The following is an 11200-nucleotide window of genomic DNA, read 5'->3' on the forward strand; positions in this document are numbered from 1 at the left end:
TTTCTTTGCGCTACATTAATGCGGTTGCATTTAGGGGTTCGATTTTGCAACGAATCGTGCATACTGTGCGCTTTTTGTGGACCAAGGGAACAGGAACACATTTGTTATTTAAACGAAAAGACTAGTCTATGAGCACTGATAATAAGCAATCATTACCCGCAATTACGCTTGCGGCGATCGGGGTTGTCTACGGTGATATCGGCACCAGCCCGCTTTATACGCTTCGTGAATGTCTGTCCGGCCAGTTTGGCTTTGGTGTTGAACGCGATGCCGTATTTGGCTTCCTGTCCCTCATCTTCTGGCTGCTGATCCTGGTGGTTTCTGTTAAATACCTCTCCTTTGTGATGCGTGCAGATAACGCAGGTGAGGGGGGGATCCTGACCCTGATGTCCCTTGCGGGGCGCAACACCTCGGCCAGAATGACGTCGGTACTGGTTATTATTGGCCTGATTGGTGGCAGCTTCTTCTATGGGGAAGTGGTCATCACGCCTGCTATCTCGGTGCTTTCGGCGATTGAGGGGCTTGAGATTATCGCACCGCAGCTTGATACGTGGGTGGTTCCGCTGGCGATAATCGTTCTGACGTTGCTGTTTATTATCCAGAAGCACGGTACCGGGCTGGTGGGGAAACTGTTCGCACCGATTATGCTGGCCTGGTTCCTGATTCTGGCGGCGCTCGGTTTGCGCGGAGTTATTGGCAACCCGGAGGTTCTGCAGGCGCTGAACCCATACTGGGCTATCCATTTCTTCCTTGAATACAAAGTCGTTTCCTTCGTGGCGCTCGGCGCCGTTGTGCTCTCTATTACCGGTGTCGAAGCGCTGTATGCAGATATGGGGCACTTCGGCAAACTGCCGATTCGCGTGGCGTGGTTTTTAGTTGTACTGCCATCGCTTGTATTGAACTACTTCGGGCAGGGGGCGCTGCTGCTGAAAAACCCGGAAGCGATTAAAAACCCCTTCTTCCTGCTGGCCCCGGATTGGGCGCTGGTGCCGATGCTTATTCTGGCCACGCTGGCCACCGTTATCGCATCTCAGGCGGTCATTTCCGGCGTGTTCTCTCTGACGCGCCAGGCCGTGCGTCTGGGGTATCTCTCTCCCATGCGTATCATCCATACCTCAGAGATGGAATCGGGCCAGATCTACATCCCGTTTGTTAACTGGCTGCTCTATTTTGCTGTGGTGATCGTGATCGTCAGCTTTGAGCACTCCAGCAACCTGGCCGCGGCATACGGTATTGCGGTAACAGGCACCATGGTGCTGACATCGCTTCTTTCCACCACGGTGGCGTACCGAAACTGGCACTGGAACAAGTTCCTCGTGGCGATGATTCTGGTGGGCTTCCTGTGCATCGACGTACCGCTGTTCTCGGCAAACCTCGATAAGATTGTCTCCGGCGGCTGGCTGCCGCTGACGCTTGGTCTGTTGATGTTCATTGTGATGACCACGTGGAAAAGCGAGCGTTTCCGTTTGCTGCGTCGTATGCATGAACACGGAAACTCCCTGGAGGCGATGATTGCCTCGCTGGAGAAATCCCCACCGGTTCGCGTACCGGGCACGGCGGTGTATATGTCTCGTGCGTTGAACGTTATTCCGTTCGCATTGATGCATAACCTCAAGCACAACAAGGTACTGCATGAGCGGGTTATCCTGCTGACCCTGCGCACCGAAGATGCACCGTATGTTCACAATGTGCGCCGTGTTCAAATTGAACAACTGTCGCCAACCTTCTGGCGCGTGGTGGCGAGCTACGGCTGGCGTGAGACGCCGAACGTGGAAGAGGTCTTCCACCGCTGCGGTCTGGAAGGCTTAAGCTGCCGCATGATGGAAACATCGTTCTTTATGTCGCATGAGTCGCTGATTATCGGTAAACGTCCGTGGTATTTGCGCCTGCGCGGCAAGCTGTATCTTATTCTGCAGCGAAACGCCCTGCGTGCGCCGGACCAGTTTGAGATCCCGCCTAATCGCGTGATTGAACTAGGAACCCAGGTCGAGATTTAAGCTTCTTAAAATGCCGGGTGGCGCTTCGCTTACCCGGCCTATTCATACTCAATATTCCCGCCAAAATTTACGTCTCATTTCACTTAGCGAAACGTTTCGACTCCGATCACAATTCTGTTACGTCATGGTGGTTTTCTGAACACTCTTGAGACTAAACTGATTTCAGCGAAACGTTTCGCTAGTGGAGCAAGAAAATGAAGAAAGGCACGGTTCTCAACTCAGAAATCTCATCGGTTATTTCCCGTCTTGGGCATACCGATACGCTGGTGGTTTGCGATGCAGGCTTACCGGTTCCGCGCAACACAACCCGTATTGATATGGCGTTAACGCAGGGCGTGCCCTCGTTTATGCAGGTACTGGATGTAGTGACCGCGGAGATGCAGGTTGAGGTGGCCATTCTCGCGACGGAAATTAAACAACATAATCCGCAACTCCACGAAACGTTGCTCAATCACATTGAGCAACTGCAACAACACCAGGGAAACACCATAGAAATTCGTTACACAACGCACGAACAGTTCAAACAACAAACCGCAGACAGTCAGGCGGTGATTCGCAGCGGGGAGTGTTCCCCGTATGCGAATATCATTCTCTGTGCTGGCGTCACCTTCTGAGGCCATCATGGACGCATTACTGCAACTTAAAGGGATCGATAAATCGTTCCCGGGCGTAAAAGCCCTTTCTGGCGCGGCGCTGAACGTTTATGCCGGACGCGTAATGGCGCTGGTGGGCGAGAATGGCGCCGGCAAATCCACCATGATGAAAGTGCTGACCGGTATCTATCAACGCGATGCCGGTTCACTTTTGTGGCTGGGTAAAGAGACCACCTTCAGTGGTCCAAAAGCCTCGCAGGAAGCGGGGATCGGCATTATTCACCAGGAACTGAACCTGATCCCGCAGCTCACTATTGCGGAGAACATCTTCCTTGGCCGCGAATTTGTTAACCGGTTTGGCAAAATTGACTGGAAAACGATGTATGCCGAAGCGGATAAGCTGCTGGCGAAGCTGAACCTGCGCTTCAAAAGCGACCGCCTGGTGGGCGAACTCTCCATTGGCGACCAGCAGATGGTGGAGATCGCGAAAGTGCTGAGCTTTGAGTCGAAGGTCATCATTATGGATGAACCGACGGACGCCCTGACCGATACCGAAACCGAATCCCTGTTCCGCGTCATCCGCGAGCTGAAATCGCAGGGACGTGGAATTGTCTATATCTCTCACCGTATGAAAGAGATTTTCGAGATCTGCGACGACGTTACCGTCTTCCGCGACGGGCAGTTTATTGCCGAGCGTGAAGTGGCATCGCTAACGGAAGATACGCTTATCGAAATGATGGTGGGACGCAAGCTCGAAGATCAATACCCGCACCTCGACAAAGCACCGGGTGAGATCCGCCTGAAGGTGGATAATCTCTGTGGCCCGGGCGTGGATAATGTCTCCTTTACCCTGCGCAAAGGGGAAATTCTTGGCGTGGCAGGGCTAATGGGCGCCGGCCGTACCGAGCTGATGAAAGTGCTGTACGGTGCGCTGCCGCGATCCAGCGGTTATGTCACTCTCGACGGGCATGAAGTGGTGACGCGCTCTCCGCAGGATGGCCTGGCGAATGGTATTGTTTATATCTCCGAAGACCGTAAGCGCGACGGCTTAGTGCTGGGCATGTCGGTGAAAGAGAACATGTCTCTTACCGCCCTGCGCTATTTCAGCCGCAGCGGCGGCAGCCTGAAACATAAAGATGAACAGCAGGCAGTCAGCGATTTTATCCGCCTCTTTAATGTGAAAACCCCCTCGATGGAACAGGCGATTGGCCTGCTGTCCGGCGGTAATCAACAGAAAGTGGCGATTGCACGCGGGCTGATGACGCGCCCGAAAGTGTTGATCCTTGATGAACCTACCCGCGGCGTGGACGTAGGGGCTAAAAAAGAGATCTATCAGCTGATTAACCAGTTCAAGGCCGACGGTCTGAGCATCATTCTGGTCTCTTCCGAGATGCCAGAGGTATTAGGCATGAGCGATCGCATTATCGTCATGCATGAAGGGCATCTCGGCGGTGAATTCACTCGCGAGCAGGCCACCCAGGAAGTTCTGATGGCTGCCGCTGTGGGCAAGCTTAATCGCGTGAATCAGGAGTAAGAAGATGACTACCCAGGCTGTTTCTGGTCGCCGTTATTTCACAAAGGCATGGCTGATGGAACAAAAATCGCTGATTGCCCTGCTGGTGCTGATCGCGATTGTGTCGACCATGAGCCCCAATTTCTTCACCGTTAATAACCTGTTCAATATTCTGCAGCAGACCTCCGTGAACGCCATTATGGCGGTCGGGATGACGCTGGTGATCCTGACATCGGGTATCGATCTGTCCGTCGGTTCCCTGCTGGCGCTCACCGGTGCGGTTGCTGCTTCAATCGTCGGGATTGAGGTCAACGCGCTGGTGGCCGTTGCCGCTGCGCTGGCGCTGGGTGCGGCAATTGGTGCTGTCACCGGGGTTATTGTGGCTAAAGGTCGTGTTCAGGCGTTTATTGCGACGCTGGTCATGATGCTGCTGCTGCGCGGTGTCACCATGGTGTATACCAACGGCAGCCCGGTTAACACCGGCTTTACGGACAACGCCGATCTGTTTGGCTGGTTCGGTATCGGTCGCCCGCTGGGTATCCCGACGCCGGTCTGGATCATGGCCATCGTCTTCCTGGCGGCGTGGTACATGCTGCACCACACGCGTCTGGGCCGCTATATTTATGCACTGGGTGGTAACGAAGCGGCAACGCGTCTGTCCGGTATCAGCGTCAACAAAGTTAAAATTATCGTTTACTCACTGTGCGGTTTGCTGGCCTCTCTGGCGGGCATCATCGAAGTGGCGCGCCTCTCTTCCGCGCAGCCAACGGCGGGTACGGGGTATGAGCTGGATGCCATTGCGGCAGTGGTTCTGGGCGGTACGAGTCTTGCGGGCGGTAAAGGTCGCATTGTTGGGACATTGATCGGCGCACTGATTCTCGGTTTCCTGAATAATGGTTTGAATTTGTTAGGTGTTTCCTCCTATTACCAGATGATCGTTAAAGCAGTGGTGATTTTGCTGGCGGTCCTGGTAGACAACAAAAAACAGTAACTGACGACACTACAGGACATCTTAGATATGAACATGAAAAAACTGGCTACCCTGGTTTCTGCTGTCGCGCTGAGCGCAACCGTAAGTGCTAACGCTATGGCGAAAGACACCATCGCGCTGGTTATCTCCACGCTGAACAACCCGTTCTTCGTCTCCCTGAAGGATGGCGCACAAAAAGAAGCCGACAAACTGGGCTACAACCTGGTGGTGCTGGATTCACAGAACAACCCGGCGAAAGAGCTGGCTAACGTGCAGGACTTAACCGTTCGCGGCACCAAAATTCTGCTGATCAACCCAACCGATTCTGACGCGGTGGGTAACGCCGTGAAGATGGCAAACCAGGCGAAGATCCCGGTGATCACCCTGGACCGTCAGGCAACGAAAGGCGACGTTGTGAGCCACATTGCGTCTGATAACGTGCTGGGCGGTAAAATCGCGGGTGACTACATCGCGAAGAAAGCAGGTGAAGGCGCGAAAGTTATCGAACTGCAGGGTATTGCCGGTACGTCCGCTGCCCGCGAACGTGGCGAAGGTTTCCAGCAGGCGGTAGCGGCTCACAAATTTAACGTCCTGGCCAGCCAGCCAGCTGACTTCGACCGTACTAAAGGTCTGAACGTCATGCAGAACCTGCTGACCGCGCACCCGGACGTGCAGGCGGTGTTCGCACAGAACGACGAAATGGCGCTCGGCGCGCTGCGTGCCCTGCAGACTGCAGGTAAATCTGATGTGATGGTTGTCGGATTTGACGGCACACCAGATGGAGAAAAAGCGGTAAATGATGGCAAACTGGCGGCGACCATCGCTCAGCTGCCTGAGCAGATCGGCGCGACTGGCGTGCAGACTGCTGACAAAGTGCTGAAGGGCGAAAAAGTTCAGGCTAAATATCCAGTTGACCTGAAACTGGTCATCAAGCAGTAAAAAGGCGATTCAGGCAGTCGCTGGCTGCCTGAGGGACACCAATAAAGAAAAGTGTGGCATACGCCACCGGGTAACACCGGTGGCGCTCTCAGATGGACAGCTCAACCATGAAAACCGCAGGCAACCTCGTCGTCCTTGGCAGTATCAATGCCGATCACATTCTTAACCTTGAATCCTTCCCGACGCCGGGCGAAACCGTCACCGGCAACCATTATCAGGTGGCATTTGGCGGTAAAGGTGCCAACCAGGCGGTTGCAGCAGGACGCAGTGGGGCAAATATCGCGTTTATCGCCTGCACGGGTGATGACGATACCGGTGAGCGCGTGCGTAAACAGCTCGCCAGCGATAACATCGATGTTGCGCCAGTCAGCGTTGTTGCAGGGGAATCGACCGGCGTGGCGCTGATTTTCGTCAACGCGGAAGGTGAGAATGTCATCGGTATTCATGCTGGCGCGAATGCCCGTCTTACAACGGACCGCGTCGAAGCGCAGCGCGAGCTTATCGCTAATGCCGACGCGTTACTGATGCAGCTGGAATCGCCCGTAGAAAGCGTACTGGCGGCCGCTGATATTGCGCATCAAAATCATACCACTGTCGTACTTAATCCTGCGCCTGCCCGTGTATTATCAGACGAACTGCTGGCGCGGGTGGACATCATTACACCGAACGAAACCGAAGCGGAAAAACTGACGGGCATTGGTGTTGAAAATGATGATGACGCAGCACGTGCCGCGAAAGCGCTGCACGATAAAGGCATCGGCACCGTTATCATTACCCTCGGTAGCCGCGGCGTGTGGGCAAGCGTAAACGGCGAAGGCCGTCGCGTGCCGGGCTTTAAGGTCAAGGCGATTGACACTATCGCGGCAGGCGATACGTTTAACGGAGCATTGGTGACAGCGCTGCTGGAAGGAAAGGGAATGGATGATGCTATCCGCTTTGCGCATGCTGCTGCGGCTATCGCCGTCACGCGCAAAGGTGCCCAGCCCTCCGTTCCGTGGCGTAAAGAGATCGATGAATTCTTAAGTCAGCAGGGGTAACGCTTGGCCACAATGAAAGATGTCGCCCGCCTGGCGGGCGTTTCTACGTCGACAGTCTCCCACGTCATTAATAACGATCGCTTCGTCAGCGAGGCGATTCGGGAGAAAGTCGAAGCCGCAGTGAAAGATCTCAACTATGCGCCGTCTGCGCTGGCCCGCAGCCTGAAGCTCAACCAGACACGCACCATTGGCATGCTGATCACCGCCAGTACGAATCCCTTTTATTCTGAACTTGTCCGCGGGGTGGAACGCAGCTGCTTCGAACGTGGCTACAGTCTGGTGCTGTGCAATACCGAAGGGGATGAGCAGCGCATGAACCGTAATCTGGAGACGCTGATGCAAAAACGCGTCGACGGATTACTGCTGCTGTGTACCGAAACGCATCAACCCTCGAAAGAGATCATTCAGCGTTATCCGTCTATCCCCACGGTGATGATGGACTGGGCGCCGTTCGACGGGACCAGCGATCTGATTCAGGATAACTCCCTGCTGGGCGGAGATATGGCAACCCAGTATCTGATCGACAAAGGCCATACCCGCATCGCCTGCATTACTGGTCCGCTGGATAAAACCCCGGCGCGGCTACGTCTGGAGGGGTACCTTTCCGCGATGGCTCGGGCGGGACTCGCGGTTCCGGAGGGTTACCGTATAACCGGCGATTTTGAATTTCAGGGCGGTTTCGAGGCGATGCAGACATTGCTGGCGCAGACACCGCGCCCGCAGGCCGTCTTTATTGGCAATGATGCCATGGCGTTTGGGGCGTATAAGGCGTTGTACCAGGCGGGATTGCGTATTCCTGACGATATGGCGGTGATTGGCTACGATGATATCGAACTGGCCAGCTACATGACCCCGCCGCTGACCACGATCCATCAGCCAAAAGATGAACTGGGTGAGCTGGCCATTGATGTATTAATCCACCGAATGGCGCAGCCCACGCTGCAGCAGCAACGTCTGCAGCTTACTCCTGTTCTGATGGAACGGGGTTCGGTTTAGCTTTTGTTTTGTGGCGTTCTTTAATCAGGTTTCGACCATCTTTCGGTTTTAACAGCATAAAGACCAGCGCTGAAACGACGGTAAGTCCGCCCATCGTGATAAAGGTATAGTGGAACTGCTCGACGGTGTTCGCGCTGTCAAAACCTTCATAGAACCGCAGTACCGCGGCACTGACAGCCACCCCAAGGCTGATTGATAACTGTTGAGTCACCGCCAGCACGCTGTTGCCACTACTGGCGTTGTCGTCAGTCAGATCCGCGAGAGTAATCGTGTTCATCGACGTGAACTGCGTTGACATTGCCATACCCAGCACAAACAGCGGCAGGATCAGCATCCAGACGGGAAGCGAGGCAGATTGTAGCGAGAACTGCGCAATCATCAGCCCGATAAAGACCGTTACGCCAACCAGCGTCTTCCGATAGCCAAACCAGCGCAGCACCTGCGTGACGGTTGATTTGGCCAGAATTGAGCCCATTGCCGTGGGCGCCATCATGCAGCCGGCTATCAGGGCCGGATAGCCGAAACCGACCTGCAGCATCAGAGGCATCAAAAACGGTACGCAGCCCGTCCCCAGGCGCGAAGCAATATTCCCCGCGATACCTACCGAGAAAGTGCGCGTATTAAAGAGAGACAGCGAAATCAGCGGTGTCGGGTGACGGCGTGCATGACGTATATAAAGAAGGAACAGCAAAATACCGCCAAGAATGACAGCCAGCGCAAGCCATGTTGCCACTATCTTCTCACCAAACAGCTCCATCCCGCTGGAGAACAATACCAGGCTCAGACCAAACAGGAAAAAACCACCCATATCGAAACTGCGTCTTGGCGTGGTGAAGTTCGGCATATATTTACGGGCATACAGCAGTCCTGCTACGCCAATTGGAATATTAATCAGGAAGATCCAGTGCCAGCTGGCCCAGGTGACAAACACACCGCCCAGCACCGGGCCAAGTATCGGGCCGACCAGGCCGGGCATGGTGACGAAGTTGAGCACGGGAAGCAATTCACTGCGCGGATAGGCGCGCAAAAGTGCCAGGCGCGCCACGGGCATCATCATCGCGCCGCCAATTCCCTGCAGGACGCGGAAGATAACCAGTTCGGTCAGAGAGGATGATAATGCACAGGCCAGCGAACCGAGCGTAAAGAGCGTTACGGCCAACATAAATACGCGACGGGTGCCGAAGCGATCGGCCAGCCAGCCGCTCACCGGGATCAACATTGCAACCGTCAGGGTGTAACTGATGATGGCGGACTGCATCGCCAGCGGCGATCGGTTAAGGCTTTGCGCAATGGCGGGAAGTGCGGTGTTGAGGATGGTGGCATCCAGTGCCTGCATAAAGAACGCCATGGCTGCAATCCACGGCAGCCCGGCCATGCTGCGTGCTTTTTTCTTTGTCATTTATTCACCTGCTGGTGGGTTGGCGCGGCCAGTAACGCCTGGCACGCGCTCAGGGCTCGTTGCCCGTCGCTCTCCTGAATGGCATCGACAATGGCCTGATGCAGATCCAGCTTCACCACTTCGTCCTGAGTAATAGAGGTAAAGTAGGTGTGGTACACCGAATGGAATAAAGAAGCAAAAGAGGTAAGGAACGGATTGGCGCTCATCATATAGATATGTTCATGCCAGGCCATATCGACCTCAACCCAGCGCTCGCGGTTGAAATGCTTTTTCAGGAACACCATCTCTTCCATTAAGGTGTTGAGCTGGGCTTTTTGTTCTGCTGTCCCGAGCGTGGCGGCAAGCAGGCAGGCCTGCGGCTCAAGACTGCTGCGCATCACCAGAAAGTGATCGACGACCTGATTGAAGTTGTCTTCTGTCATCCACCAGGAGAGAAGTTCCTGATCGAGGAAGTTCCAGTTGCTTTGTGGCATCACCCGCGTGCCAATGCGCGGACGTGGTAGCACCATGCCTTTTGCTGTTAAGGTTTTCACTGCTTCGCGAACGGCGGTACGACTCACGCCAAACTGCTCGCCCAGCTCCATTTCACCCGGCAGGATGCTACCCGGGGCATATTTACCCGCTAAAATCAGCTGAGCCAGCTTTTCTGCCAGCACATAAGACAGGTTTTTTTGGGCTGCCAGCTGTTGTGCGCTCAATGGCATTGCTTTTATTCCTTAATGATTCTTGTCGATAAGTATGCCACCGTGAATGTGATTGTGGTTGCAGATACATCAAATAGAACACTTTGTAGCTTGATTTCATCGCTATTGGTGAAAAAAAACACGGACGGAAACTTTTTTTAAATTTCCTCTTGTCACTTCAGAATAACTCCCTATAATGCGCCTCCACTGACACGGAACAACGGCACACACGCCGCCGGGTCAGCAGATGAAAGCAAATTAAACGCTTGACTCTGAAGCGGGAAAGCGTAATATGCACACCCCGCGCCGCAGCGAAAACGAAGCGGCACTGCTCTTTAACAATTTATCAGACAATCTGTGTGGGCACTCAAAGTGACATGGATTCTTAACGTCTTCGGACGAAAAATGAATACCAAGTCTCAACGAGTGAACACGTAATTCATTACGAAGTTTAATTCATTGAGCATCAAACTTTTAAATTGAAGAGTTTGATCATGGCTCAGATTGAACGCTGGCGGCAGGCCTAACACATGCAAGTCGAACGGTAGCACAGAGAGCTTGCTCTCGGGTGACGAGTGGCGGACGGGTGAGTAATGTCTGGGAAACTGCCTGATGGAGGGGGATAACTACTGGAAACGGTAGCTAATACCGCATAACGTCGCAAGACCAAAGAGGGGGACCTTCGGGCCTCTTGCCATCAGATGTGCCCAGATGGGATTAGCTAGTAGGTGGGGTAACGGCTCACCTAGGCGACGATCCCTAGCTGGTCTGAGAGGATGACCAGCCACACTGGAACTGAGACACGGTCCAGACTCCTACGGGAGGCAGCAGTGGGGAATATTGCACAATGGGCGCAAGCCTGATGCAGCCATGCCGCGTGTATGAAGAAGGCCTTCGGGTTGTAAAGTACTTTCAGCGGGGAGGAAGGTGTTGTGGTTAATAACCGCAGCAATTGACGTTACCCGCAGAAGAAGCACCGGCTAACTCCGTGCCAGCAGCCGCGGTAATACGGAGGGTGCAAGCGTTAATCGGAATTACTGGGCGTAAAGCGCACGCAGGCGGTCTGTCAAGTC

9 protein-coding genes and 1 rRNA gene are annotated in these 11200 nt (G+C 54.2%); 8 read left to right on the forward strand and 2 right to left on the reverse strand.

The window, feature by feature from the left end; genetic code table 11:
• Nucleotides 1-128 precede the first annotated feature (128 nt).
• The 7 genes from kup to rbsR all read left to right on the forward strand — a co-directional run bounded on the left by kup (nt 129) and on the right by rbsR (nt 8045).
• On the forward strand, nt 129-1997 hold the full coding sequence (gene kup / locus PUZ33_RS07545; RefSeq protein ID WP_013099398.1) for a low affinity potassium transporter Kup: 1869 nt from the start codon (nt 129-131) through the stop codon (nt 1995-1997).
• Between the two features lie 194 nt (nt 1998-2191).
• Nucleotides 2192-2611 carry a D-ribose pyranase gene (gene rbsD / locus PUZ33_RS07550; RefSeq protein ID WP_013099397.1) on the forward strand — a complete coding sequence of 140 codons (420 nt, stop codon included), beginning with the start codon at nt 2192-2194 and terminating at the stop codon, nt 2609-2611.
• A 7-nt stretch (nt 2612-2618) separates the two neighbouring features.
• Nucleotides 2619-4124, forward strand: coding sequence for a ribose ABC transporter ATP-binding protein RbsA (rbsA, locus tag PUZ33_RS07555; RefSeq protein WP_020690258.1), 1506 nt, complete (start codon nt 2619-2621; stop codon nt 4122-4124).
• 4 nt (nt 4125-4128) lie between these two features.
• On the forward strand, nt 4129-5094 hold the full coding sequence (gene rbsC / locus PUZ33_RS07560) for a ribose ABC transporter permease (protein WP_029883505.1): 966 nt from the start codon (nt 4129-4131) through the stop codon (nt 5092-5094).
• 27 nt (nt 5095-5121) lie between these two features.
• Nucleotides 5122-6012 (forward strand): ribose ABC transporter substrate-binding protein RbsB, encoded by an 891-nt coding sequence (rbsB, locus tag PUZ33_RS07565; RefSeq protein WP_013099394.1) that lies wholly within the window; start codon nt 5122-5124, stop codon nt 6010-6012.
• Nucleotides 6013-6119: 107 nt separating this feature from the next.
• The gene (gene rbsK, locus PUZ33_RS07570) at nt 6120-7049 is read left to right on the forward strand and encodes a ribokinase (protein WP_028028127.1); all 930 of its coding nucleotides are present in this window, start codon (nt 6120-6122) and stop codon (nt 7047-7049) included.
• A gap of 3 nt (nt 7050-7052) precedes the next feature.
• Nucleotides 7053-8045: a ribose operon transcriptional repressor RbsR gene (rbsR, locus tag PUZ33_RS07575; RefSeq protein WP_013099392.1), complete on the forward strand. Its 993-nt coding sequence runs from the start codon at nt 7053-7055 to the stop codon at nt 8043-8045.
• Here rbsR and mdtD read toward each other — a convergent pair.
• Nucleotides 8011-9444, reverse strand: a complete 1434-nt coding sequence (mdtD, locus tag PUZ33_RS07580) for a multidrug transporter subunit MdtD (protein ID WP_023622147.1) — start codon at nt 9442-9444, stop codon at nt 8011-8013. The two genes, rbsR and mdtD, sit on opposite strands and share 35 nt — an antisense overlap.
• Nucleotides 9441-10148, reverse strand: a complete 708-nt coding sequence (locus PUZ33_RS07585) for a FadR/GntR family transcriptional regulator (protein WP_013099390.1) — start codon at nt 10146-10148, stop codon at nt 9441-9443. Before PUZ33_RS07585 ends, mdtD begins: the two co-directional genes overlap by 4 nt.
• A gap of 455 nt (nt 10149-10603) precedes the next feature.
• Here PUZ33_RS07585 and PUZ33_RS07590 point away from each other — a divergent pair.
• Nucleotides 10604-11200 (forward strand): 16S ribosomal RNA (locus PUZ33_RS07590); the annotation flags it as partial.

Source organism: Enterobacter cloacae complex sp. 2022EL-00981, assembly GCF_028737495.1.
In the GTDB taxonomy this organism is placed as follows: domain Bacteria; phylum Pseudomonadota; class Gammaproteobacteria; order Enterobacterales; family Enterobacteriaceae; genus Enterobacter; species Enterobacter cloacae.

What these genes read in the sequence shown, in the direction of transcription:
- kup (WP_013099398.1), top strand. Translation starts at nt 129, where the DNA reads ATGAGCACTGATAATAAGCAATCATTACCCGCAATTACGCTTGCGGCG.
- rbsD (WP_013099397.1), top strand. Translation starts at nt 2,192, where the DNA reads ATGAAGAAAGGCACGGTTCTCAACTCAGAAATCTCATCGGTTATTTCC.
- rbsA (WP_020690258.1), top strand. Translation starts at nt 2,619, where the DNA reads ATGGACGCATTACTGCAACTTAAAGGGATCGATAAATCGTTCCCGGGC.
- rbsC (WP_029883505.1), top strand. Translation starts at nt 4,129, where the DNA reads ATGACTACCCAGGCTGTTTCTGGTCGCCGTTATTTCACAAAGGCATGG.
- rbsB (WP_013099394.1), top strand. Translation starts at nt 5,122, where the DNA reads ATGAACATGAAAAAACTGGCTACCCTGGTTTCTGCTGTCGCGCTGAGC.
- rbsK (WP_028028127.1), top strand. Translation starts at nt 6,120, where the DNA reads ATGAAAACCGCAGGCAACCTCGTCGTCCTTGGCAGTATCAATGCCGAT.
- mdtD (WP_023622147.1), bottom strand. Translation starts at nt 9,444, where the DNA reads ATGACAAAGAAAAAAGCACGCAGCATGGCCGGGCTGCCGTGGATTGCA.
- PUZ33_RS07585 (WP_013099390.1), bottom strand. Translation starts at nt 10,148, where the DNA reads ATGCCATTGAGCGCACAACAGCTGGCAGCCCAAAAAAACCTGTCTTAT.